The 26,055-nt window shown below is 35.0% G+C and carries 25 protein-coding genes; 8 read left to right on the top strand and 17 right to left on the bottom strand.

Translation table 11 applies throughout. The features are described from left to right. Nucleotides 1–21: 21 nt before the first annotated feature. The 4 genes from AC0NJG_RS16910 to AC0NJG_RS16895 all read right to left on the bottom strand — a co-directional run bounded on the left by AC0NJG_RS16910 (nt 22) and on the right by AC0NJG_RS16895 (nt 3,285). The gene (locus AC0NJG_RS16910) at nt 22–444 is read right to left on the bottom strand and encodes an NUDIX hydrolase (RefSeq protein WP_143880775.1); all 423 of its coding nucleotides are present in this window, start codon (nt 442–444) and stop codon (nt 22–24) included. Continuing rightward, entirely contained in the window at nt 431–973 is a 543-nt protein-coding gene (gene pyrE / locus AC0NJG_RS16905) for an orotate phosphoribosyltransferase (protein ID WP_474063241.1), read from the bottom strand. Before pyrE ends, AC0NJG_RS16910 begins: the two co-directional genes overlap by 14 nt. A 111-nt stretch (nt 974–1,084) precedes the next feature. Further along, complete coding sequence (locus AC0NJG_RS16900; RefSeq protein ID WP_087953860.1) at nt 1,085–2,050, bottom strand: L-threonine 3-dehydrogenase; 966 nt, start codon at nt 2,048–2,050, stop codon at nt 1,085–1,087. Nucleotides 2,051–2,094: 44 nt separating this feature from the next. Continuing rightward, on the bottom strand, nt 2,095–3,285 hold the full coding sequence (locus AC0NJG_RS16895) for a glycine C-acetyltransferase (RefSeq protein ID WP_000095906.1): 1,191 nt from the start codon (nt 3,283–3,285) through the stop codon (nt 2,095–2,097). A 213-nt stretch (nt 3,286–3,498) separates the two neighbouring features. On the opposite strand from AC0NJG_RS16895, the gene AC0NJG_RS16890 reads away from it, so the two are divergent. Further along, complete coding sequence (locus AC0NJG_RS16890; RefSeq protein ID WP_474063240.1) at nt 3,499–4,230, top strand: class I SAM-dependent methyltransferase; 732 nt, start codon at nt 3,499–3,501, stop codon at nt 4,228–4,230. Between the two features lie 34 nt (nt 4,231–4,264). On the opposite strand, the gene AC0NJG_RS16885 is transcribed toward AC0NJG_RS16890, so the two are convergent. Genes AC0NJG_RS16885 through AC0NJG_RS16875 form a run of 3 tightly spaced genes read right to left on the bottom strand, consistent with a single transcriptional unit; the run spans nt 4,265 to nt 7,158 of the window. Beyond that, the gene (locus AC0NJG_RS16885) at nt 4,265–5,086 is read right to left on the bottom strand and encodes an ABC transporter ATP-binding protein (RefSeq protein ID WP_087953862.1); all 822 of its coding nucleotides are present in this window, start codon (nt 5,084–5,086) and stop codon (nt 4,265–4,267) included. 12 nt (nt 5,087–5,098) lie between these two features. Continuing rightward, nucleotides 5,099–6,157, bottom strand: a complete 1,059-nt coding sequence (locus AC0NJG_RS16880) for a FecCD family ABC transporter permease (protein WP_143880772.1) — start codon at nt 6,155–6,157, stop codon at nt 5,099–5,101. After that, nucleotides 6,154–7,158, bottom strand: a complete 1,005-nt coding sequence (locus AC0NJG_RS16875; protein WP_474063239.1) for a FecCD family ABC transporter permease — start codon at nt 7,156–7,158, stop codon at nt 6,154–6,156. Before AC0NJG_RS16875 ends, AC0NJG_RS16880 begins: the two co-directional genes overlap by 4 nt. A gap of 162 nt (nt 7,159–7,320) precedes the next feature. Between AC0NJG_RS16875 and AC0NJG_RS16870 the strand changes: the two genes are divergently transcribed. Beyond that, nucleotides 7,321–8,286 carry an ABC transporter substrate-binding protein gene (locus AC0NJG_RS16870; protein WP_087997442.1) on the top strand — a complete coding sequence of 322 codons (966 nt, stop codon included), beginning with the start codon at nt 7,321–7,323 and terminating at the stop codon, nt 8,284–8,286. 379 nt (nt 8,287–8,665) lie between these two features. Further along, complete coding sequence (locus tag AC0NJG_RS16865) at nt 8,666–10,051, top strand: peptide MFS transporter (RefSeq protein ID WP_049114314.1); 1,386 nt, start codon at nt 8,666–8,668, stop codon at nt 10,049–10,051. 41 nt (nt 10,052–10,092) lie between these two features. On the opposite strand, the gene AC0NJG_RS16860 is transcribed toward AC0NJG_RS16865, so the two are convergent. Together AC0NJG_RS16860 and AC0NJG_RS16855 are read right to left on the bottom strand one after the other, a co-directional pair. Beyond that, a complete protein-coding gene (locus AC0NJG_RS16860; protein WP_000382683.1) occupies nt 10,093–10,272 on the bottom strand; it encodes an acid-soluble spore protein H in 180 nt (59 codons plus the stop codon). Nucleotides 10,273–10,462: 190 nt separating this feature from the next. Continuing rightward, complete coding sequence (locus AC0NJG_RS16855) at nt 10,463–10,750, bottom strand: ArsR/SmtB family transcription factor (protein ID WP_000081429.1); 288 nt, start codon at nt 10,748–10,750, stop codon at nt 10,463–10,465. Nucleotides 10,751–11,560: 810 nt separating this feature from the next. On the opposite strand from AC0NJG_RS16855, the gene AC0NJG_RS16850 reads away from it, so the two are divergent. Beyond that, nucleotides 11,561–13,180 (top strand): L-lactate permease, encoded by a 1,620-nt coding sequence (locus AC0NJG_RS16850; protein ID WP_087953867.1) that lies wholly within the window; start codon nt 11,561–11,563, stop codon nt 13,178–13,180. A gap of 40 nt (nt 13,181–13,220) precedes the next feature. Here AC0NJG_RS16850 and aspA read toward each other — a convergent pair whose 3' ends face one another. The 3 genes from aspA to gloA2 form a co-directional block, all read right to left on the bottom strand. Continuing rightward, complete coding sequence (gene aspA, locus AC0NJG_RS16845) at nt 13,221–14,654, bottom strand: aspartate ammonia-lyase (RefSeq protein ID WP_474063238.1); 1,434 nt, start codon at nt 14,652–14,654, stop codon at nt 13,221–13,223. A gap of 162 nt (nt 14,655–14,816) precedes the next feature. After that, nucleotides 14,817–16,115, bottom strand: coding sequence for a hemolysin family protein (locus AC0NJG_RS16840; protein WP_087953869.1), 1,299 nt, complete (start codon nt 16,113–16,115; stop codon nt 14,817–14,819). 107 nt (nt 16,116–16,222) lie between these two features. Then, on the bottom strand, nt 16,223–16,609 hold the full coding sequence (gene gloA2, locus AC0NJG_RS16835) for an SMU1112c/YaeR family gloxylase I-like metalloprotein (RefSeq protein ID WP_474063237.1): 387 nt from the start codon (nt 16,607–16,609) through the stop codon (nt 16,223–16,225). Nucleotides 16,610–16,698: 89 nt separating this feature from the next. Between gloA2 and AC0NJG_RS16830 the strand changes: the two genes are divergently transcribed. The 3 genes from AC0NJG_RS16830 (at nt 16,699) to AC0NJG_RS16820 (ending at nt 20,577) form a co-directional block, all read left to right on the top strand. Continuing rightward, on the top strand, nt 16,699–17,877 hold the full coding sequence (locus tag AC0NJG_RS16830; protein WP_087953870.1) for a NupC/NupG family nucleoside CNT transporter: 1,179 nt from the start codon (nt 16,699–16,701) through the stop codon (nt 17,875–17,877). Between the two features lie 187 nt (nt 17,878–18,064). Beyond that, on the top strand, nt 18,065–19,081 hold the full coding sequence (locus AC0NJG_RS16825; protein WP_302479372.1) for an LCP family protein: 1,017 nt from the start codon (nt 18,065–18,067) through the stop codon (nt 19,079–19,081). 233 nt (nt 19,082–19,314) lie between these two features. Beyond that, on the top strand, nt 19,315–20,577 hold the full coding sequence (locus AC0NJG_RS16820) for a VanW family protein (RefSeq protein WP_087953872.1): 1,263 nt from the start codon (nt 19,315–19,317) through the stop codon (nt 20,575–20,577). Between the two features lie 42 nt (nt 20,578–20,619). Here AC0NJG_RS16820 and AC0NJG_RS16815 read toward each other — a convergent pair whose 3' ends face one another. Both AC0NJG_RS16815 and AC0NJG_RS16810 read right to left on the bottom strand, forming a co-directional pair. After that, nucleotides 20,620–20,892, bottom strand: coding sequence for a hypothetical protein (locus AC0NJG_RS16815; RefSeq protein ID WP_000288803.1), 273 nt, complete (start codon nt 20,890–20,892; stop codon nt 20,620–20,622). Nucleotides 20,893–20,908: 16 nt separating this feature from the next. Further along, a complete protein-coding gene (locus AC0NJG_RS16810) occupies nt 20,909–21,427 on the bottom strand; it encodes an RNase A-like domain-containing lipoprotein (protein ID WP_142940716.1) in 519 nt (172 codons plus the stop codon). A 549-nt stretch (nt 21,428–21,976) separates the two neighbouring features. On the opposite strand from AC0NJG_RS16810, the gene AC0NJG_RS16805 reads away from it, so the two are divergent. Beyond that, nucleotides 21,977–22,525: a TVP38/TMEM64 family protein gene (locus AC0NJG_RS16805; RefSeq protein WP_087953874.1), complete on the top strand. Its 549-nt coding sequence runs from the start codon at nt 21,977–21,979 to the stop codon at nt 22,523–22,525. A 63-nt stretch (nt 22,526–22,588) separates the two neighbouring features. Here the strand turns inward: AC0NJG_RS16805 and AC0NJG_RS16800 are convergent, their stop codons facing one another. The 3 genes from AC0NJG_RS16800 to AC0NJG_RS16790 all read right to left on the bottom strand — a co-directional run bounded on the left by AC0NJG_RS16800 (nt 22,589) and on the right by AC0NJG_RS16790 (nt 25,859). After that, the gene (locus tag AC0NJG_RS16800; RefSeq protein ID WP_087953875.1) at nt 22,589–24,289 is read right to left on the bottom strand and encodes a M4 family metallopeptidase; all 1,701 of its coding nucleotides are present in this window, start codon (nt 24,287–24,289) and stop codon (nt 22,589–22,591) included. A 168-nt stretch (nt 24,290–24,457) separates the two neighbouring features. Continuing rightward, nucleotides 24,458–24,586: an NprX family peptide pheromone gene (locus tag AC0NJG_RS16795; protein WP_138322496.1), complete on the bottom strand. Its 129-nt coding sequence runs from the start codon at nt 24,584–24,586 to the stop codon at nt 24,458–24,460. Nucleotide 24,587: 1 nt separating this feature from the next. Beyond that, a complete protein-coding gene (locus AC0NJG_RS16790; protein WP_088328054.1) occupies nt 24,588–25,859 on the bottom strand; it encodes a tetratricopeptide repeat protein in 1,272 nt (423 codons plus the stop codon). Nucleotides 25,860–26,055 lie beyond the last annotated feature (196 nt).

Here is a 26,055-nt window from a genome sequence, read left to right as displayed (position 1 = left end):
GCTCCTGTTTTTTTCTTTCAATTACTTTGTTTCTGGTTGAAACTTGTATGGAATGGCTACTTCTAATAATGCCTCGAATCCTCCATCGTAGAATGGGAATCTTTCATTTGCGATCGTTCGATCCACCCACTCTATTGCAGAAATTTCTTCTTCATCTTCTGCAATCAGTTCACCTTTTACTACATTTGCTCGGAATGTAAAAAGTATCGCATGATTCCCTGATACTTCAAAGAATTTTTCATTGATTGCAACAAGTCCACCTGCCACGGCAGTTAAACCTGTCTCTTCTTTTACTTCCCTTACTAGAGCTTCTTCTAACGTTTCACCCTTTTCAACAGCACCGCCTGGCAGTGACCAAACGTTTTGTTCTACATTATGTACCATTAATATTTTATCTGTTCCTTCATCATGTATTAGTGCATATACGACGTCAACTCTTTGCATGTTGCTTTTCTCCTTCAATTAACTCATCCATTGTAAATAAAGAATGTAGTTGTAAACCATCTTCTAATAAGTTTTCTCTTCCCTCTTTCGTTCGTTCAATCACACCTAGAACATGATGTACTTTCGCACCTAGTTCTCTTAAATCTTTCGTGCTTAATAATATTTGACCACCTGTTGTAATAACATCCTCAACAACACAAACATTTTTCCCAGCAATATTAACGCCTTCTGCTAACTTACATGTACCGTACTTCTTCGCTTCTTTTCTTACAAATACAACTGGTATACCTGTTTGTAAAGATAATGCTGTTGCTACTGGAATTCCTCCCATCTCTAAACCCGCGAGTACTTCTGTCTCAGGAGGAATGAGCTCTTTCAATTGTTTAGCAATTTCTAATAACCGTACCGGATTAGATTCAAATAAGTACTTATCAAAGTATTGATTTGATACTTGTCCTGATCGAAGTTTAAATGTTCCCGTTAAACGTGATGTATTGTAAATTTCCTTTGCTAACTCCCATTTCTCCATTGTATCTCTCCCCTTTATGCACAAATTAACTCATTCTATCACACTTATAATTATTTGTATATTCTTAAAATACAAATAAAAGGGCCAATTCCTAAGAATCGACCCTTCCTATTAATTCATCACTAACTCAGCTGTGAGCTTTTTTTTTAACTTAGCCAACATGTCCGTTGTCATTTTGTCTAAATCGTATTCTGCTTTAAAGCCCCACTCTTTCATTGCTGCTGTTGCATCAATAGAGTTTGGCCAGCTATCAGCGATTGTTTGACGAGCAGGATCTACAGCGTAATCCATTGTAAACGTCGGGATGTGTTTACGAATTGATGCTGCAATTTGCTCTGGCTCAAAGCTCATTGCTGTAATATTGAACGCGTTTCTATGCACAAGTTTACTTGGATCAGCTTCCATTAATGAAATGATTGCTTGTAAAGCATCTGGCATATACATCATATCCATGTATGTTCCTTCTCCAATGTATGAGGTGTATGTGCCTTTTTTAATCGCCTCATAATAAATTTCAACTGCATAGTCAGTTGTTCCGCCTCCTGGAGGAGCTACGTAAGAAATTAAACCTGGAAAGCGTACACCGCGCGTATCAACGCCAAACTTTTGATGATAATAATCGCATAGTAATTCTCCTGCTACTTTGTTTACCCCATACATCGTAGTAGGACGCTGAATTGTATCTTGTGGCGTATTATCTTTCGGCGTTGATGGACCGAATGCACCGATAGAACTTGGCGTGAAAAACTTACAGTTTAATTCACGAGCTGCTTCTAATGCATTTACAAGTCCACCCATATTTAAATTCCAAGCAAATAACGGATTTTTTTCTGCTGTTGCTGAAAGTAAAGCTGCTAAATGAATAATTGTATCTACTTCATTACGCTTTGCAATATCATGTAGTTTTTGCCCATCTGTTACATCTAACGTTTCAAATGGACCAGACGTTACTACTTCACTATCTGTTTCACGAATATCTGTTGCAATAACATTTGATGCACCGTATACATCACGAAGTTTCATTACTAGTTCAGAACCAATTTGCCCTAAAGAACCGGTTACTAGAATTTTTTTCATTTTCCCCACTCCTCATTTGCAAGCTATTCAAAAGATGTCGTTACTTAAATGATGCCCATTTCTTTCCCTACTTTTTCATACTTACGAATTGCTTCATCTAACATTTCTTTCGTATGAGCTGCTGTAGGCATATTACGAACGCGCCCTGTTCCTTTTGCTACAGTTGGGAAGACGATAGATTTTGCATATACGCCTTCTTCATTTAGACGTTTACTAAATTCTTGTGTTAATACTTCGTCACCAATAATACAAGGTGTAATTGGCGTTTCACTTTCTCCGATATTAAAGCCAAGTTCTTTTAACCCTTGTTTTAAATAGCGACCGTTTTCCCATAAACGATCGTGCAACTCTGTGCTTTCCATTAAGATTTCAATTGATCTCATGCAAGCGGCTGCATCAGCTGGTGTTAATGCTGTAGAGAATAAGAATGGACGTGAACGAACTTTTAACCAGTCAATTAAGTTTTGTTTCCCTGCTACATATCCACCAATTACCCCAATTGCTTTTGATAATGTACCAATTTGGAAATCAACTTTATCAGACAGACCGAAGTGTTTTACAGTTCCTGCCCCTTTACCAAGTACACCTGAACCGTGTGCATCATCTACGTATGTCATTAAATCTAATTCTTCTGCAATCTCAACAATTTCTGGTAGTTTTGCAACATCTCCATCCATTGAGAAGACACCGTCTGTAATTACCATTAATTTATTGTAAAGACCTGATTCTTTCGCCGCGATTGCTTTTTGGCGTAAATCTTCCATATCAGAATGTTTATAAACAATAATTTTTGCTTTTGATAAACGACTACCATCAATAATAGAAGCGTGGTTTAATTCGTCTGAAAGAATCGCATCATTTTTATCCATAACGGCTGAAATCGCTGCCATATTACAGTTAAATCCTGATTGGTACGCAATTGCTGCTTCTGTATGTTTAAACTTTGCAATTGTCTCTTCTAATTTAATATGCAAATCTAAAGTACCGTTAATTGTACGAACAGCTCCTGCTCCAACACCGTACTTATGAATTGCGCCAATTGCTGCTTCTTGTAAACGGCTATCTGTTGCTAATCCAAGATAGTTGTTTGAAGATAAGTTAATATATTCTTTTCCGCCAATTGTAATGATCGGTCCATTTGAACTCTCAAGCGGATCAATTACGTTATAAAGCCCCTTTGATTTTAAATCCTCTAAATTTTCTTCTAAAAATTTTGCAAGTGTTTTACTAGACATCGTGAAGCCTCCCATCGTTCATGTAAGCGAATTATTGTCTTAATAGTTCTAATAATCCCTCTACTAGCTTAACACGTTTTCAGAATTTATTATAGAAAAATAGTTTAAAGTAACCGCTTACAATTCTAGATTATATATGATTCGTTACAAGAAATCTATCATTTACTTTTCATATTTGGTAGAATAAAAAAAATATGTAAGGGGGCTTCAATCATGGCATTTACTGAATCTGATGTATATAATAATGAATCATTTTTTGAACAATATATGAAACGAAGATACCGAGAAAATAGCCCAAATGAATCACTTGAAAAACCAGCCTTCTTTCAACTCATTGGTGATGTGAAAGGAAAGAAAATCCTTGATTTAGGCTGCGGTGACGCAAAATTTGGCAAGGAATTATTAGAAAAAGACTGCCACTCTTACACTGGTATTGAAGGCTCCGAACTTATGTATGAAAAAGCTAAAAAACAACTAGAAGATAAAAATGGGACCGTCCATTTTTTAAACCTCAAAGACTACACATACCCTCCTGCTACTTTTGATTTAGTAACATCTAGACTCGCCTTACATTATATTGAACATCTTCCTATCATTTTTCAAAATGTGTACGAAACTTTAAAAACAAATGGAACCTTTACTTTTAGCGTTCAACATCCTATTATTACCTCTTCATTTGAAAGCTTACAAACGAGCGGGAAAAGAACGAACTGGCTCGTCGATGATTATTTTAAAATGGGTAAACGCGTTGAACCTTGGATTGATCAAGAAGTTATTAAATATCATCGTACAATGGAAGAATATTTCACATTGTTACAACAAGCCGGATTTACGATTACAAATTTAAAAGAAGCTACACCAAATCAAACTTATTTTCAGAGTGAAGAAGAATATGAACGTCGGTTACGTATTCCCCTCTTCCTATTATTCTCTTGCGAAAAATAAAAAAAGACGATGGAATCCTCATCGTCTTTTTTTATTATCTCATTGCCTGAGCAACCTCATTACGTACACGTCTTCCTTTTCCATGCGGGATACAAAGTGGCGTTCCAAATAATGGATCCGTACTAATTTGACACTCCATTCGGAATACATCACGTACTAGCTTCTCATCCACTACTTCTTCAGGTTTACCTTGTGCATATATTTGTTTATCTTGAATGGCTACAATATTGTCTGCATAACGACATGCTAAATTTAAATCGTGTAATACCATGACAATTGTTCTTTGTTCTGTTTCATTTAATTCGAATAATAAATCAAGCACTTCAATTTGGTGAGTCATATCTAAATAGGTAGTAGGCTCATCCAGTAAAATAATATCTGTATCTTGTGCAAGCGTCATTGCAATCCAAGCACGTTGTCGTTGTCCACCTGAAAGAGCATGTACATCACGCTCAGCAAATTCTGTCATCCCTGTTGCCGCAAGTGCCTTCTGTACCATTTCCTCGTCTTTTTCTGACCACTGTTTCAGCCATGTTTGATATGGATAGCGGCCTTGTTTTACAAGTTGCAATACTGTAAGCCCTTCTGGCGCTTGCGGTCCTTGCGGTAAAATTGCCATTTGACGAGCAATTTGCTTCGTTTGCATACTTTGAATAGCTTGATTATCTAACAAAATATCACCAGTTGTTGGCTTTAATAATCTAGCTAGTGAACGTAATAAAGTTGATTTCCCGCAACCATTAGAACCAATGAAGATTGTAATTTCTCCTTTTGGAATTTCTAAATTCAACTCATTAATAATAATTGTTTCACCATAAGACAACGTCAAACGTTTCGTCTCCAATGCTTTTTGCATATTCATCTCCCTTTATGAATTCCGACTTTTATAAAGTAAATAAATAAAATAAGGTGCACCAATTGCTGATGTAAATACTCCTGCTGGAATTTCAAGTGGGGTGAAAACTGTACGCCCAATTAAATCTGCAGCAAGTACTAAAATTGCACCAACAATCGCCGCAACTGGGAGTAATGCACCGTATAAAGAACCAACTAGTCTTCGTGAAATATGAGGTGCCATTAAACCGACAAATCCAATTCCTCCAGCAAAGGCAACTGCTCCACCAATTAAAGCTGTACTCAGTAATAACATGAATACGCGTGACTTTGTTAAAGGAACACCAAGTCCTACCGCAATATCATCCCCTAGCTCTTGCGCATTTAAATGTCTAGCAGCTATAAATGATATTACCGTTAAAATGAGAACCCACGGTGCAAGTACCATAACATTTTGCCATGAAGAACCGTAAACAGTACCCGTAATCCATACATTCGCTTGACTCGCTTGATAAATTGGCGCTAATAACATAAACAAAGTCGTTGCCGCTTTCGTTAACGCCCAAAACCCAACACCAATTAAAACAAGACTAATCGGCGATAACCCGTCATTTCTCCATGCAAATAAATATACAAAAAGCGCTACAATTGTTGCCCCAACAAAGGCTGCTAACGGCATATAATGAATGCTTACAGTTAGCGCATTATTTTTATCACTAAATATAGCTAAAAACAGTACAACTGCAACACTTGCACCACCTGTAATCCCGATGATATCCGGAGAAGCAAGTGGATTTCGGACGAGACCTTGTAAAATACATCCTGCTACCGCAAGTGCGATTCCTACAAGAATAGCAATTAAAATACGCGGCATACGAAACTTATTTACAACCATATTGGACATTGCATCGCCATTTCCATTGATCGCTTGCCATACATCATAAGGAGCAATTTTCATGTCTCCCATACCTGCACTCGCAAAAAATAATCCTATTAAAACAACTAGTAAACTGAATAAGACGAGACAAGCTCTTTTATACATTAAAAACGAGAGCCCGCCTTTTCCTATACGAAACGGAATATACTTCTTCATTTGCTAAGCCCTCTCTTACGTGCAATATAAATAAAGAATGGGGCCCCGATAAATGCTGTCATAACCCCTACCGGTACTTCTTGTGGCATAATGACATATCTTGCTGCTATATCAGCTAAGATTAATAGTATTGCACCTAACAAGCCACTATACGGTACTCGCCACCTATGATCTACTCCAACAAGAAATCTGGCAAAATGCGGAGTAACAATACCAATAAATCCAATCGGACCAGCGACCGCAACTGAACCACCAGATAACAGGACAATAATAAGTAGTATGAATGATTTCATTAAAATCGTTCTTTGACCAAGTCCTTTTGCAACGTCTTCCCCCATCATTAATGTATTTACTTTCCCTGCCATCATAAGAGATGCGATCCAGCCTATTAATAAATATGGGAATACAGATTGTAAAATTTCTAACTTTCTTCCTTGCACAGATCCGGCAAGCCAAAATAATACTTCTTCAAGCGCCTTTTCATTTAAAACAAGTAATCCTTGTGTTAGTGATGAAAATAACGCACTAATTGCGACACCTGCTAATGTTAACTTAAGAGGCGTTGTCCCCTCTTTTCCTAAAGAACTAGAAGCGAATACAAGTACAGCTGCAATTGCCGCTCCTAAAAAGGCAATCCACGTGAAAGCTGATAATGACGTCACGGAAAAAATAACAATTGCTACAACTATGAAGAAAGCAGCACTTGAATTTAATCCAATAAAATCTGGAGAAGCAAGCGGATTCTTCGTTAAAGTTTGCATAAGACAACCCGCAATGGCTAAACTAGCACCAACACTAGCTGCAATTAATGCCCTTGGTAGGCGTACATTTTGAATAATAATATGTTCATTGGAACCATTGAAATGAAAAAAAGCATCTAACGCTAATTTCCAGCTCGTATTTGTATATCCGAAAATAATACTTCCCCAAATACAAATAATAACTGCAATGATCCCAACAAATAATCCAATCCATTTTGCTTGATTTGTTTTTAATAACATGCAGCGTTTCCCCTTCAATGTATAATGATACGTTGTAAGTGTATTTCAATTTAATTCGCATTGTCAACGATAATGAGAATTATTTTCATTGACAATTAGACCATGAAGTATTAATATCATGCTTGCTATTGAAAAAACTTCTCAGTATCTAGGGGGTACATAATGAAATTCATGCAAAAGAAATCGTTTACAGTATTTGTATTTTTATTAGCCTTTTCACTAATTTTAAGTGCTTGTGGAAAATCAAATACGAAAGACGAATCAAAAGAAGATACAAAAAAAGAAATGATTACTGTGGAACATGCAATGGGGAAAACAGAAGTTCCAGCTAATCCAAAACGTGTAGTTATTTTAACAAACGAAGGAACTGAAGCTTTACTTGAGCTAGGTGTGAAACCAGTTGGGGCTGTAAAATCTTGGACTGGTGATCCATGGTATCCACATATTAAAGATAAAATGAAAGATGTAAAAGTTGTTGGTGATGAAGGACAAGTGAACGTAGAAACAATCGCTTCTTTAAAACCAGACTTAATTATCGGTAACAAAATGCGTCACGAAAAAGTGTACGAGCAACTAAAAGCAATTGCACCTACTGTGTTCTCTGAAACATTACGCGGTGAATGGAAAGATAACTTCAAGTTTTATGCGAAAGCATTAAATAAAGAAAAAGAAGGCCAAAGGGTTTTAGCTGATTACGATAAAAGTATGAAAGATTTAAAAGCCAAACTAGGTGATAAAGTAAATCAAGAAATCTCTATGGTTCGCTTCATGCCTGGTGATGTTCGTATTTATCATGGTGATACATTCTCTGGTGTTATTTTAAAAGAACTTGGATTTAAACGTCCTGGCGATCAAAATAAAGATGACTTCGCAGAGCGTAACGTATCTAAAGAACGTATTTCTGCAATGGATGGCGATGTATTGTTCTACTTCACATTCGATAAAGGAAACGAGAAAAAAGGCTCTGAATTAGAAAAAGAATATATCAATGATCCATTATTTAAAAACTTAAATGCAGTGAAAAATAATAAAGCATACAAAGTTGACGATGTGATTTGGAATACCGCTGGCGGTGTAATGGCTGCTAACCTACTATTAGATGATATCGAAAAACGCTTTGTTAAATAGTATTTCCTTAACCAGCTCCCCTTCTGTGAGCTGGTTATTTTTCAATTCACTTAAATGTCACATTATTTCGTTTTGTATTTTTATTCCCAATATGTTATATTATAAAAGTAAATAGAATATATTTTCTCTATATCAGAATAAATATTTTAATCTAAATTTTCTGATTAATCACTATTTTATTTTCTTTTAGAATTCAATTATTACATTTGAAAACGCTTATCATCTCGTTTTCAGGGCAAAATACAGTAACGGTCGAAGAACAATAGAATTTTTTAGAAATTTTCTTTCTATTTCCATATAATTCTATTGACTTCTAAATATTTTGTAAATTAAAATGATTACATAAATATCCGTTATACAGGATTAGGGGGAAACAAAAATGGATGCAGCTTTAAAATTAGACAAAGCTGGAGAGCAACAATCACCAAAAAAACATCCACCAGGATTGTACTTGTTGTTCTTAACAGAAATGTGGGAAAGATTTAGTTATTATGGAATGCGTGGCCTTTTAGTTCTTTATTTAACGACTGCTGCGGTTAGTGGCGGGTTAGGATTTGATAAGGCGTTTGCAGTGCAATTATATGGTACTTTTACAGCGGCAGTATATTTCATGCCAATTATAGGTGGATGGCTAACAGATCATTATATTACAAGACGTCATGCCATTACTCTCGGCGGAATTATTATGGCAATCGGCAACTTTGTACTATTCTCAATGAATACAAAAACAGGACTATTTCTAGGATTAATACTATTAGTTATTGGTAATGGGTTCTTCAAACCAAATATTTCTACACTGTTAGGTGAATTGTATAGTGAAAATGATTCACGTCGTGACAGTGCATTTACTATCTTCTATATGGGTATTAACGTAGGTGCTTTCTTCGCTCCACTTATTTGTGGATTTTTAGCAGAAGATTTCTTTAAAACAAGCGTTGATGGCGTTATGGTTATGGGATATAAATACGGATTCTTAGCAGCTTGTATCGGTATGATTATTGGACAAATTGTTTTCAACTTATTAGCTCCTCGCTATCTTGGTACAGCAGGAACAACAGTTGTTGGTAAAAAAACAAAAAATCAACCTGCAATCGAAAAGAAACCTTTAACAAAACAAGAAAAAAACCGCACTTGGGCAATTGTAATTTTAACTTGTTTCGTAGTATTCTTCTGGGCAGGCTTTGAACAAGCTGGTAGTTCTTTAACACTTTATACAGATAAATTTGTTGATCGTACAATTTTTGGATGGGAAATTCCAACATCTTGGTTCCAATCCGTTAATCCAGCGTTCATCGTACTACTTGCACCATTCGTATCTATGCTATGGTTAAAACTTTCTAAATCAAAGCGTGGTGATTTAAAAATACCAACAAAAATGGCATTTGGTATGATTTTACTAGGTATAGGTTACCTTGTTTTAACATTAGCGGTTCTAAAAACTGGAAGTAGTGAAGCTGATATAACTGTTAAAGCAAACTTATTATTCATCGTTATCACTTATATGTTCCATACAATTGGAGAACTATTCTTATCACCAATCGGTCTATCAATGGTAAGTGCAATTGCACCTGTTAAATTAGCATCATTACTAATGGGGGTATGGTTAGCTGGTTCAGGTATGGCTAACTGGTTAGCTGGTAAACTTGCTTCCTTTACACAATCATTAGGATACCTTGAAGTATTTGCAAGTATTGGCATTATCGTTATCGTCTTAGGACTTGTACTCCTTCTCTTCTCTAAAAAAGTTGCGAGTATGATGGAATAATACAAAAACAGACGCTTCTAAAATCAGAAGCGTCTTTTCTATTACTTCTCCTCTAAAGCCGTCACGTTCACGTGGACGCTTTCTCCAGGATTAGATACATCATACACTTGAGCAACCCCGCTCTGCTCGTCACAGCTCTCAATCCATACTGGTACGCCCTCATATGTAACGTCAATTCTACTTGAAGAAGATAAAATTTGTTTCACACGTTTTACATCCATACTACCATTCCTCCTTTTACTTGCTACACTCCTTTCTATCTTTTCTTTTCCCTTTAGAATATATTCCATATAGCAGCATGTTAATTAATAGCCTTTTCTTCCTTACATTCCAACATTTTCTCTCATGTTACCTTTCTGACAAATAAAAAAGACGTATATCCCATACGTCTTTTTCCATAATATTCAAATTTTAAGAAAATAATGTTTTTACTACTTCACTTACTTTATCATTATGAATTTGATAATACACTTCTAGTCCTCGTCGTTCAAAGCGTACTACTTTATTTTGTTTTAATTTCGTTAAATGTTGCGAAACTGTTGATTGCGGAATTTCTAACACTTCCTGTAATTGTGTTACATTACATGTTCCACGTTGCATTAGTTCCATTACTAGGCGTAGACGCAACGGATGCGCTAACGCTCTTAACATTTGTACATCTTCTTCTGAAATACGACATTCGAATTGATTTTGGCTCATAAAGTTCCCCTCATTTTCGTTTTTATTTTCTTTTTATTTATTTATATATCTGTTCTTATATTTCCTGTTACGACATAACTTTATCAACCTATAAAGCTGAAAATTTTTTCCACCTTAACCAGCAAAAGACTCAGGAAAAATTCCTTGCTGATTTTGAATATTATACTATATGATATAACGAAAAAGCAAAACAACGGGCTGCAAATACTTTGCTTGCAAACGTTGTTTTATCAGGCTTTTTGTTATATTTTCACCTCATTGCAACGTGCAGTAATGATATTGTAAAATACCGTCTATAATTGATAACCTATCGTAACGTATTTGGGTTATATTTAACCTCTTTGTTACGCTAAAAGGAATTTTCAGTAAAAAGAGCTACCGTAACATTAAATATTAACTTATTACTTTTTAATTACTATTCACTAGCTTGAACTATGATGGAACACTTCCTATTAAATACATTTCCTGTTCCACTCCTAACTTGATCAAATGGGACAAGAGATACATTCTGAAGCTCTATATGCGATACAAAGACGCTCTCTACTATAGAGCTGTAGGATCAATAATGTATAAACAACTATAAAAAAGAATATGCAAATCATTTATCTCGCCCACTCAAATAGATTTGAGCGGGCTTTTTGTCTACTTTATGAACAAAGCATTTCTTTTAACACTATTATGGAATAATTATACTTTTTTACGTTGACAATAGTGTTGAAGGAGAATATACTAAGCATGTAAGTTGATTGTGAATAGTTTCACAAATAATGTGAATTTCTTCACATAAAATAGATAGGAGTTGTCATTATTATGAGTACTTGGACACAAATTTATGACCCATTAAACAATATTTGGTTATCTGCTCTAATCGCAGCACTTCCAATTTTTTGCTTCATTATTTGTTTAATGGGACTGAAAATGAAAAGTTACATGGCTGGGCTTTACAGTGTAATTATCGCTATTATTCTTGCTATATTCGTTTATAAAATGCCAGCAACAGTAGCTGTAGCATCTGCCGGATTCGGTATTTTATCCGGATTTTACCCAATTTGCACTATCGTTATCGCAGCAATTTTCCTTTACAAATTAACTGTTAAAACAGAGCAATTCAACATCATTCGTGATAGTATTTCAAGCATTACAAATGATCAACGTTTACAAGTATTATTAATCGCTTATTCTTTCGGTGCTTTCTTAGAAGGCGCAGCTGGTCTAGGGGTTCCAGTTGCTATTACAGCTGCACTACTTGTAGGTATGGGCTTTAATCCATTAAAAGCAGCAGGTATTTGTTTAGTAGCAAACATCGCTGGTGGTGCTATGGGTGCTATGGGTATCCCAGTTACAGTACCAGCACAATTAACTGAGCTAGATGCATTAACTATCGGTCGTCAAACTGTTCTTATTTTACCATTCATCAGTATTGTATTACCTTTCTTACTTGTTTCAATGGTTGATGGAATGAAAGGTATTAAAGAAACTTGGCAAGGTATTCTTGTAAGTGGTGTTTCTTTCGCAATTACTCAGTTCGTTGTAACTTACTTCTTAGGTGCAGAACTTACTAATATTTTCGCAGCCGTTGTAAGTATGATCTCTCTTGCATTATTCTTACGTGTTTGGCAGCCAAAATCTTCTACTAAAGAAGAAAAACAAGAAGAAAAAGTATCTCATACATTCAATCAAATTTTATATGCTTGGTCTCCATTCGTATTCTTAACTGCATTCGTAACAATCTTTAATTTAAAACCAATTAAAGCTCTATTTGCTCCGGATGGCGCACTAGCAAACCTAGTATTTAACATTCAATTCCCTGGTCTTCATAACGCTGTTATGAAAACTACACCAATTACAAAAGCTGATACACCTTTCGCAGCTGTTTTCAAATTTGATGTATTCTCATCTACAACTACTGCAATCGTATTAGCGATTATCGTTTCACTTATCGTGTACCGCGTAAAAGGTAAAATGGTTAAAGAATTAATGGTTGAAACAATAAAAGAACTAAAAGCTCCAGTGTATACAATCTGTAGCGTTATCGCTTTAGCTTACGTGGAAAACTACTCTGGTATGTCATCTACACTTGGACTTGCATTCTCTTCTACTGGTAATGCATTCCCAGTTCTTTCTCCAATCTTAGGATGGATTGGCGTATTTATTACAGGCTCAGTAGTATCAAGTGGTTCATTATTCGCACCGCTTCAAGCAGTAACTGCAGATCAATTAAACATCGTTCCTTCTACTCTTGTTGCATTAAACGTAGTAGGTGGTACAATGGCAAAAATGGTTTCACCACAATCTGTAGCAGTTGCTTGTGCAGCAGTTGGACTAGTTGGTAAAGAATCTGCCCTATTTAAAACAGCAATGAAATACAGTTTAATCTTCTTAGCTATCATTAGCTTACTTCAATTAAACGCTGTATTTAATATCTTTTAAAAATAAAACACCGATCCAAATGGATCGGTGTTTTTTCACATTACATCTTCTTATTCTTTAGTAAAGAAGCACCAGCAATTTCAGGATGCGTCATTTCGAATGGATCTAAAATAATATCCAATTCTTCTTCTGTCAGTACACCATGTTCTAAACATAACTTCCGAACAGATTTTCCTGTTTCAATTGCTTCACGTGCAATACGTGATGCTGCTTCATAACCAATATGAGGGTTAACTGCTGTAATAATTCCAACACTTTTCTCAACATATTGTTTCAGCAGTTCTTCATTTGCTGTAATTCCTTTAATACAATATTCACGGAATACACGGAATCCGTTATTCATAATACTAATAGATTGAATTAAATTAAATACAAGCACAGGCTCCATTACGTTGAGCTCCAGTTGTCCTGCTTCTGACGCTAAGCAAATTGTATGATCATTACCAATTACTTGGAAAGCGACTTGATTAATTACTTCTGCCATAACAGGATTTACTTTACCTGGCATAATAGATGAACCTGGCTGACGAGCTGGTAATTGAATTTCCGCCAATCCAACACGTGGACCAGATGCCATAATACGAAGGTCATTCGCAATTTTAGACATATTCATCATACATACTTTTAATGCTGCAGATACTTCTGTGTATGCATCTGTATTTTGCGTTGCATCAACTAAATGCTCTGCACCAACAAGTGGGAATCCGCTAAATGTTCGTAAGTGTTTCACCACTTGTTCAATGTACGTAGGATTTGCATTTAATCCCGTACCAACAGCTGTCGCCCCCATGTTCACTTCATATAAATGTTGGCGAGATTGTTTAATTCTTTTTATATCACGCGCAAGCACGCGGCTATATGCTTCAAATTCTTGTCCAAGACGAATCGGAACAGCGTCTTGTAAATGTGTACGTCCCATTTTAATGACGTGATCGAACTCTTTTGCTTTTGCACGGAAAGCAGCATGAAGTTCTTCCATTGTAATAAGAAGTTCTTCTAACATCATAAGAGTTGCAATATGAATTCCCGTTGGAAACGCATCATTCGTCGATTGAGCCATGTTTACATGCGTATTTGGGCTAATTTTTGCATACTCGCCTTTTTCATATCCCATACGTTCTAACGCTCGATTAGCAATTACTTCATTCGTATTCATATTAATAGAAGTTCCAGCACCGCCCTGAATTGGATCTACGATAAATTGATCATGGAATTTTCCATCAACAATTTCTTGCGCTGCCTCTGCAATTTCGTGCCCAATGTCTTTCGCTAAGTAACCAGTATCGATATTTGCAAGTGCCGCCGCTTTTTTCACAATTGCCATTGCCGTAATGAGTGACGGATGGATGCGATATCCTGTAATCGGGAAGTTTTCTACCGCACGTAATGTTTGTACACCGTAATAAGCTCTACTTGGTACTTCCTTTTCACCTAAAAAATCTTTTTCTATACGTATATCCTTCGTTGCTATCATTTTCATCACCTATACTTTTCATTCTAAATCCCTATTTAAAAAATTCGCCCTCTAAAAATACGAGTATCATTCAGAAGAATTTTTCAGTGTCCACCTTCACTATATAGCACCTTTTTTGAAAGCGCAAACATTTAATTTTCTATATATACCTTTTATAGAAAATCATTCTTCTCCCTTCTTTATTTCCACTCGTTTAATTTGATGCATATCTTTTTCCAGAACTTTAAAAGAAAAGCCGTGTTTTTCAATAATATCTCCTTCAGCAACGATTTGCTTTTGTACCATAATCCACCCACCAATTGTATCTACATCATCAGCGATTAAGTGTATACCAAATAAATCATTCACTTCACTAATAAGCACTTTTCCCTCTACAATTTTACACCCTTCACTTATATGCTCTATAGGTGGGTGTTCATCTTCATCGTATTCATCTCGAATTTCTCCAACAATTTCTTCTAAAATATCTTCTAACGTAACAATCCCCGCTGTACCGCCATATTCATCATACAACACAGCTAATGGAATGTGTTTTCTTTGCATTTGTAATAGTAAATCATGAATTGGAATATTTTCTAGTACTTCAATGACCGGCCTTGTATATGGCATAATCGAGCACTCCTCGTCCCGATTACCATCCATATAACGAATAAATAAATCCTTTACATTAACCATCCCAATGATTTCATCTTTATCTTCACCAAATACAGGATACCTCGTATATTTTTCTTGTGCGATTATTTTAATATGTGTTTCAAATGGTTCGTCCTCATATAAACCTACAACTTCCGTACGAGGTACCATAATTTCCTTTGCCACTCTATTATCAAATTCAAAAATATTATTTACATATTTAAATTCCCTTTGATTAATCTCTCCGCTCTCATAACTCTCAGATAAGATTAACCGTAATTCTTCTTCCGAATGAGCAACTTCATGTTCAGAAGCCGGATGTAATCCGAATAACCCTGTTACAAGCCTTGCTGAACCATTTAAAGCCCAAATAAACGGATACATTATTCGGTAAAAATAAATAAGTGGCTTCGATAATAATAAGCTAACTTGCTCTGCCCTTTGTATGGCGAACGTCTTAGGAGCAAGTTCACCAATAACAACATGTAAAAACGTAATAACTGCAAAAGCAATAATAAATGAAACAGTACTTGCAATTGCAGAAGATAGGTGTAGTTTTAAAAACAACGGCTCTAGTAAATGTTTTATAGTCGGCTCGCCTAACCACCCAAGCCCTAAAGCGGTAATTGTAATACCTAACTGACATGCTGATAAATATTCATCTAAATTTGAAGTTACTTTTTTTGCTGCCAATGCTCCTCGTCGTTTCTCACTAACGAGTTGGTCAATACGACTGCTACGCACCTTAATAATTGCAAACTCAACAGCTACAAAAAAACCTGTTAATGCAATAAGAATGACTACCATCAGTAATTTTAAAATATCCACATATATCCTTTAGCCTTCTTAGCTAAAGTGACACCTCCTTTAAAAAAGAAGTTTCACTTTAGTTTCTTCATTTACTCAAAAGCAACCCTATATAAAATTCACCAATTTCAAACCTCATACAATTCTAAAGGTAAACCATCAGGGTCTTGGAAAAAGACAAATTTCTTCTCCTTTATTTCATCAATACGGATTGATTCCGTCTTAACACCACATTGGCGTAAATGCTTCACAGCCTCTTCTATATTTGTAACAGCAAATGCTAAATGTCTAAGTCCAGCCGCTTCTGGGAAACTCGGGCGCTCAGGCGGACTTGGAAATGAAAATAATTCAATTTGATACTCTTCTCCTACACATAAATCTAACTTATAAGAATCTCGTTCCTTCCTATATACTTCATTCGTCGCTTTAAAACCTAATATTCGAGTATAAAAATCCTTTGACACTTCATAATTTGAACAAATAATTGCAACGTGGTGCACTCTACATATATTCATACTCTCTATTCCTTTCTTTACCAAAGATGCATATTCTCTCTTGAAATGAAAAACATATATAGCAGAATATCTCTTTTAGGGGGCTTACTATGAAATTTATTACTTTTTTCGTGGGACTTATCGTTGTTTTCTTGCTTGCTTATATTGCTAGTAACAATAAGAAACATATTAAATTTAAACCTATTTTCATCATGCTTATTATACAGTTAATTTTAACCTATTTGTTATTAAATACAGAAATCGGTCTCATACTTATTCGGATCATTTCCAGTCTGTTTACAAAGCTACTCGAGTATGCTGCTGATGGTATTAACTTCGTATTTGGCGGCCTTGCCAATAAAGGTGAAATGCCCTTTTTCCTTACTGTCTTATTACCAATTGTCTTCATTTCCGTCTTAATTGGTATACTGCAACATTTCAAAATACTACCATTTTTTATTCGTTGGATCGGTTACTTTCTTAGCAAAATAAATGGTCTTGGGAAATTAGAATCTTACAACGCTATCGCCTCTGCCATTGTCGGTCAATCAGAAGTTTTTATTACGGTCAAAAAACAATTAGCTCAAATTCCAAAACACCGTCTTTATACACTTTGTGCATCTGCCATGTCAACCGTATCTATGTCTATCGTAGGTGCCTATATGACAATGATCGAACCTAAATATGTGGTAACCGCACTCGTTCTCAATTTATTTAGCGGTTTTATTATCGTACTGATTATTAACCCCTACGACGTGAAAGATGATGAAGATATTTTAGAAATAAAAGGCGAAAAGCAAAGCTTTTTTGAAATGCTGGGAGAGTACATTCTAGATGGATTTCGAGTAGCTATCGTTGTCGGTGCTATGCTCATTGGATTTGTCGCATTAATGAGCTGTATTAATGACCTATTCCTTATTATATTCGGCATTACTTTTCAGCAATTAATCGGATTCGTCTTTGCACCAATTGCGTTTCTTATCGGTGTACCAAGTACTGAAATTGTCACAGCTGGTAGCATTATGGCAACGAAGCTTGTAACGAATGAATTTGTAGCCATGATGGATCTTAGTAAAATTTCTAATAGCCTTTCTCCTCGTACAGTTGGTATTATTTCTGTCTTCCTCGTCTCTTTTGCTAACTTTTCTTCTATCGGCATTATTTCAGGTGCGGTAAAAGGATTAAACGAAGAACAAGGAAACGTCGTTGCTAGATTTGGCCTTAAATTACTATACGGAGCAACCCTCGTTAGCATTTTATCTGCAATTATCGTAAGCATTATGTTGTAATTAGGTAAAATTTTATCATTTTCTTCTCCCTATCTTTTGTATACAATAACGAATAGATGTCTTTATAAATAATCAAGACATCTATTTTTTATACATGTACAATCGCTTTTATTTAGCGTACAATATTTTTTATGTGTTTGAATGCGCTTCTAGATGTATATACTTTGATAGTTTTAAAGGAGAAAAAATGATGAAATCCGATATGAACAAAGATACTCGAGCCAAAAAAGGACGCTCAAAGAAAAAACGCCTACTTTGGTTCCTGCTTATTCCATTACTGGTTGTAGCACTTGGAGCTGGGGGCTATTCCTTCCATATATACAGTAAAGCAAAGTCCGTCTTAAATAATGCTTATGCTGAACTAGGCCGAGGAGAAAAGTCCAGTAAACGTGAAAAAGCTGTTAAACCTATGACCGACAACATTTCCGTACTAATTATGGGTGTTGATGAAAGTGATATTAGAGAAAAAGATTATGGAAAAGCAACTCGAACAGATGCGTTATTACTTGCCACAATTAATAAAAACGATAAATCCGTTAAACTTGTAAGCATTCCACGTGATTCACGTGTCTATATTAAATCACGTGATAAATACGATAAAATTACACATGCACACGTATTCGGTGGTGTGGACAGCACGATTGATACGGTAGAGAACTTTTTAGATGTTCCAGTTGACTACTATGTAAAATTCAACTTTAAATCATTTATTAAAATTGTTGATTCCCTTGGTGGTATTACTGTCGATGTTCCAGTTGAATTCACGGAACAAAATAGTAAAGATGAAGCAGATGCAATTCACCTTAAAAAGGGACGTCAACATTTAAATGGAGAGGAAGCACTGGCACTAGCAAGAACTCGTCATATCGATAGTGATTATATGCGCGGTCAACGACAACAGCTTGTTTTAGAAGCTATCGCTCAAAAAGCACTATCACTTAATTCCATTAATAAGATCGGTGGTCTATTAGACGCTGTCGATAAAGACTTAAAAACAAATTTAACTTTTGATGATATGATGACAATTGCAAAAAATTCAATGGATTCCAATTTAAAAATGGATAAAATGCAAGTAGAAGGTACTGATAAATATATAAGTGGTATTTATTATTACGTTCCAAACGAAAAAAGTGTCAATACGATTTCGACAACACTACAAGAACATCTCGGTGTTACGAATAAAAATGAACATAAAAAATTATAATAAAAAGGCTGCTAGAACTTCTAGACAGCCTTTTTATTATAATTTTCAACATATTTTTCGTACATATTGTGACAAAAAGAGACAATTATTACAACAGTGTAACATTTTTTATAAAAACATTACACACATAGTGAAAATAATAGTATACTAGTACGTACATAATGTTATTTTCATCATTTTTATACAAAAAATGTAATACATATATTTATACAAAAATTTCTGGGGGGAAATAAATGAAGCTAAGTAAAATACTGATTGGTTCTGCAATTGCTGGAGGCATATTACTTTGTATAGGCGGTGTTGGCGGATATCAATATGTATCCCAACTAAATAATCAATTAGATACTACTGCATTACCTAACACTACATTTGAAGGTATTTCTCTCGATGGAAAAAATAAAAAAGATATTCAAGCTATTATTAATCAAAAAATAACTGAATTAGATCAAAAATCACTTACCTACATATTCCAAAACGATAAACAAACTTACACGTGGAAAGATTTGGGGATAAATTATAAAGAAAAAGATATTATCGACAAAATCTTTAAAGAACAAGAAGGCAACGCAATAAATCGTTACAAAATGCGGAAACAAGCTGAGAACGGTGAATTAAAACGTGACTATAAATTAACACCTCAATTAAATACAACTGCTTATGAAAGCTTTATGAAGGATAAATATAATGAAACATTAAAAAATCCCGTTAATGCTGAATTAAGTATTGAAGGCACTACAGTAAATATTAGCCAGAGTCAAAATGGAGAAAAAATCGATAAAGAAAAGTTAACTAATTTAACGCAGCAAGCCATTACTTCTGGCACATCTGACATTACATTACCCGTTACACTATTAAAACCTGAACGTTCTACAGAAGATATACAGAAAATGGGGATTAAAGAAGTAATTGCTGAATATTCAACTCCAATGGCTGGTCGTAATGGGAATCAATCCTTTAACGTAAATAAGTCAGCTAATACTTTAAGTGGAGTGATTGTCGCACCTGATGAAACATTTAGTTTTAATGGCCGCGTTGGCGTAACGGATGCTGCTCATGGTTATAAATCCGCAGCCGTATATTCACAAGGGAAAGTTATACAAAGTGCAGGCGGAGGCGTTTGCCAAGTTAGTAGTACTTTATATAGCGCAGCTTTAAGAGCAGATTTAGGAATTGTTTCTCGAAGCAATCATTCTATGCCCGTAAATTATTTACCACTTGGGCAAGATGCAGCAGTAGCAGATTATGGTCCAGATTTAAAATTTAAAAACAATACAGGCAATCATATTTATATTCAAGCATTTTCAAATGGAGGTAGTATTACTGCACGTATTTTCGGTACAAATACTGGGAAAAATGTTGAAGTTTCTTCTCAAGTAATTAGTAGGACTAATGATAAAATAACAGCAGTTACATATAAAAAAGTTACACAAAACGGTGAAGTAATATCTAATGGGCAAATTTCAAAAAGCGTATATAAAAGCGCTCCAAAGGAATAGATACTATCAACCGAATAGTATAAAGAAAAAGGCGTGATTAAATCACGCCTTTTTCTTTTGCAGTAATAGTAAAAAAGTTTCAAGATGGTCTTTCGTTTCTTCTAAAGACCACATACGATTTCCTTGCTTCGCAGCTAATACACATGCCTCTTCCCACGCGTTCTTTTTCTTCATATTTATTAATTCATCACGTAATTTCAAAACAATTTCTTCGTCTTCTTGTTCAATAAACTCTTCCATCACGCTTACTATTTCATCCTCATGAATACTTAACGTACAGTACGATTTAAGAAAGTATTGTAATGTCGTATACATAATGTACTCCCCCTTCTTATTTATCAGATGGATAAGAAGTAATAATCTTAAACCCTAATTCTCCTGACTTATCTCTTGCTAAAACAGTAACAGTTTTTACTAACTTGTCTTTTACACTCATATTTTTCTTTATTACCGTTTTTCCAACAGGGAATGAATGAGTTGTATTTAATACGAGACGAGCCTCTTTAGAATTTTTTAACCAATCTTGAATTTCCTTGTCATGTTGCTTCAAGCTATCTTTTACAGCTTTCGTCGCTGTTTCTTTATCATAGTATGTACTTGCGGCTGACACTTTATCTGTCTTCAAGCGATTCTTCAAATCTTCTTCTGATTTGCCTACATGTCTTTCAATCGTGTGACCATTTTTAGGTGGTCCTTCCATTTCATCTAAAATATTATCACTAATTTTTTCTACTGATGTCGATTGATTCCCTGTTTGTTTCTCTGTTTTTTGTTCTTTTCCTGCACATCCACTTAAGATCAGCATGAGTGCCAATAAACTACTCATGAAAAGACTACTTATTCGTTTCATCATATCACCTCTTTCATGATTATTATCGTAACTTCACTAAAAGTCAATTTCACACCGAAAAAACATACACATTTTTCAAATTCCTCATCTATTTTGCCATATTACCACCTAACTTTTATAAAGTGAAACTTTAATCAGTGGGGGTTTTCTTCATCCCCACTGATTATCAGCCCTCACCAATCGGACTTTTATGGGCAGTTGATCCCCGCCTAACTTCTTTGCTTTCGCTGAATTTTGAGGTGGGGGTCTTACTGCCCATTAAAGTGGGATAAATCCGCTGTTTTTGAGATCTATAAAAATATACCCCCTTGTTTTTATAATTATTTCCCGAGTTTAATCCTCATTGAAACAACCGAACAAAACCTTTTAACACAAGGTTCATTTGGTTATTTTCCAAAACTTTAAATATACCCCCATTTCTACATACCTAATACCCATATACGGTATAAAAACGGTGTTTTATCGACGTTTTCTACATTATGTAAATTTGCACTTGCCTATACAATAGAAATATGGTGTAATGCAAAAAAAGATAAAGGATTTTAAACAATGGCTGAAACAATTCAAAGCTTCTTAACAGACTATTATTCAATCGCAATTCCACTTAGTATCTTAATCAACATAGTCATTAGTCTTTTAGGTATTATCCCTAGTATTTTTTTGACCGCTATTAACATACAGCTCTTTGGTGTAACAAATGGAACTATTATTTCGATCGCTGGCGAGGCATTAGGGGCTATTATCTCGTTTTATATTTATCGTATAGGTCTTCAGAAATTCACTCACAGCAAAGTAAATAAGTATCCAAAGGTAGAACGCCTACTTTATGTAGAAGGTAGAGAGGCCTTTCTACTCGTCCTATCGTTCCGCCTCATTCCTTTCATTCCATCTAGTATCGTGACTTTATTTGCAGCTCTAGGCAAAATGTCATTACTATCCTTCAGTATTGCCAGTACAATAGGTAAAATACCGGCATTGTTAATCGAGGTATATTCTGCATACCATGTCATGAATGGCACAAATGAAGCGAAGTGGATTGTAACAATCGCAGGTTGCATTGGGTTGTATTATTTGTGGAAAAAATGGAGAAAAAAATAAAGAAGGAGCCTATGCTCCTTCTTTATTTTTGAGGTATTTTATTAATAGCTATCCTCTAAAGCCTTAGTTGATACCAACAGCACTAAATGATTGCTTAACTGCTGCTACTTCTGCAGAATTCGCACCATATAAGTCAGCTGCAGCTTGTACTGCACCAGCACGAGCTTGGCTAAATGTAGTAGATTGCGTGTAATATTGCGTGTTTGCACGGTAGTAAATTGCACCTAATTTATCTTTACCGATACCATTTACAGTTACACCGTAATGTGTTCCGCCATTTGCTAATAAATAAGCTTGTTTATTAATAATACCACTGTTTGTATGAACGCCACCGTTATCACTTGAACCTGTGTAACGCTTAGAATAATGATCTGGATCACCATACTTCGTAGGGTCACTCATAGAACGAAGCGCATCTCCCGCTTTACCAGGTGTGTAAATATCTTCCCCAATCTCCCAATCTGGATTACGGTTATCATAGAATTCTACTAAAGTACCAAAGATATCAGAAATTGCTTCATTTAAAGCTCCTGATTCATTTTGATAAATTAAATTAGAGCTATTTTCCGTAACTGCATGCGTTAATTCGTGACCAATTACATCAATTCCACCAGATAATGAAGTGAACGTTACACCATCACCATCTCCGTATACCATTTGTGATCCGTTCCAGAATGCATTATTATAATTACTTCCGTAATGAACTGTTGATTTTAACGGTGCTCCTGCATCATTAATAGAATTTCTATTAAATGTAGCTTTATAGTAATCATATGTTTTACCTGCATAGTAATGAGCATCTACTGCTGCTGCATCATACGCTGCATTGAAAACATTATCTGCATCTGCCCATAATGTTCCTGGTAATGTTGAGCGGTTTTTCGCATCATATGTGAAAATTGTTGCTCCGCGTGTATTATCTTGTAAGTAGTAAGATGATCCAGATAACGTTGTATTAAGCGACTTCGTATCTCCTAATACCCCTTTACCAGTTCCTACTTTATTTGTTCCTGTTACAGGCTTTACAACTGCTTTTGCATCTTGCTTAGGAGCCTCTTGTTTAACTGGTGATTTATCATCATTTGTCACATGATCGATTGTATTAAACTTATTTAATACTTTACCGCTTTCTGCTTCAATAAAATAGTAGTAGTTTCCTGGACTTGGATCTAAGAAGTTTAAATTTACAACGTATGCATATGTTGTTTCTTCACCATTTTGATATACATATAAGTCCGCTTTTGGTTCTACTTCATATTTCGGCGTTACTCCTAAATCCTGCTGTGCGATTTCAATCGCTTTTGCGCCTTCAATCTTATTTTTATTTTTCAGCTTGTCCTTTTTGTCTAAATCAGCCGCAACTGTTCCAGACAATACCTTTAAAGAGCCATCTTTACTCACATGAGCTACTTGAGTAGAACCCCATACAGGTACTCCTTCGTATACTTGTTGCAAACGTAATACTGTTGAATCAGTTACAGCGTCTTTCTTCACTTGTTTCACTTTGAAAGAATCTTGCGCACTCTTTTCCCCTAACTTGTAATCACCTTTTGCTGCGTTTAAGTAATCAAACACAACAGATTCTGCTTTCTTACCAGTTGCCCCAGTTAGATCCCCAGAAACAAACTCCGGTGACTGTACTGTCTCATTGTACTTCTTCGTAGAGAGCACATTTTTAGAATCCGCAAACGCAGAGCCTGCCCCTCCAAACGTAGTAACTGCCATTCCTGTCGCTAACACTAATGCTAAACTTTTCTTTTTCATGAACCTTCCCCCTAATAAAAAATTTTTTGAAAAAGAGTAGTTTCATATTAGCATTATGTTTCCACTATTAATATACTAAAAATTCAAATAATTACTTTCTCAAGTTTTGTAGAATTTTGAGGAACAAATATTGAAAAAACCCCTTTCCGGTTGGAAAGGGGTTTTTTATTAAGAATTTACCAATTCAACTACTTTTTCTCCTTGACCATAGATATCCGATGTCCAAGCATATTGTGGTTCCAATACTACCAATACAGCTATCAAAGCCAAAGCACCAATAATTATTTTCTTTTTCATACTATTTTCCTCCCTTTTCTTCTAATAAATTAATTGCTAGTTTATAGTAATTATTACTTTCCCTATACTCTAATAATTCTTCATGGTATCCCGCTAGTTCTAAATACACCATTTTTAATTCTTTTTTATTCTCTTCACTTCTAAAGAACGGGATTGCCTCAACCTCTAAAAACTTTTTATAAACATCTTTAGTTTCAAAATATTTATGCTTAAGTATTAAAAGTATATATAGCATACTTTTATACTTTTCATCCCTCTTCGCGACATCTATCCCTTTATCAATCCAATCTTTTGCTTCTTCAAATTCTTTTAATTCAATGCACTGCAAAGCGATCTCATATACTGCATCAATATAATTTAAATCCTCTTCCTTTTTGTACTTTAGACATTGCAAATAATAATCTTTAGCTTTCGCATAATCTTTTAAGTTATAGTACAAGAAGCCTAAATTATTTAAAGCAATAGCTGTTATACTTTCTTTATCAGCAAAAGAATTTGCTTCTCTCAAAATATTATTATAAATAGCTAGTGCTTCATTATATTGTTTTTTTTGTATATAACTCAATGCAATAAGTAACTGGCAATTTATCACATAACGGAATTTATATTCATTCTTAAATCCTTCCATTGCTACATTAGCAAAATGTAAAGTCATATGTTCAACTTCCAATTCATTATAAACAAGAGCTAAGTTGAAATATATTCCATTTTCATGATAACCTTGTTCCTTTGCCATTACTTCTGTTCGAGTCAAATACTCCAATGCCCTCTTATATCTATGTTGTAAAAAATAATACAAGCCTTTGCTATACGTATATAATAATTTTTGGAATGGTGAATACTTTTTGTACATCTTCTTTAAGCTCTCTAATTCTTCTTTAACAGCAGGAAAATCTCTCTTCATGATTAAATACCGCGTATAAAGTAACTTATAATAATTTATAATTTCAAAATCCAAAACATGCTTCATTTCACCTTGCAGCTCTTCATATATGCGTTCTACTTGTGGCTTGTCCAAATGAACTAATGCATTCAACCATTCATCCAACTTCACCTTCACATCTTCTTCTACATCTCTCAAATCCGTCACGGCAATTTCTAATCTTGCGCAGAGCAATTGTAGAATCTCTTCTGATGCTTCGATCTTTCCATTTTCGATTTTACTTAAGTATGAGACAGAACAAATGCCCTGACATAATTCTTCTTGTGTCATTTTTTGCTGTAGCCGCTTATAAAAGACTTGTTTGCCTATCTTTTCTAATGTTTGTTGCATTGTCCTCCTCCATTCTCATTTACCCCCATTACTTTAATAATACATAAAATCTTGAGAAATATAAATTGATAAATGTTAATTTTCTAAAAAATATGCAATATTTCATTTTTTTCCCTCTTGACTATACTTTCATATCCATTCTTTGCTACGAGCCGTGAAAAATTGGTATACTATAACCAAATTATGGAGGTGTTTT

It is taken from the genome of Bacillus sp. SSR7, assembly GCF_055902415.1.
This window is presented reverse-complemented; position numbering and strand designations above follow the sequence as displayed.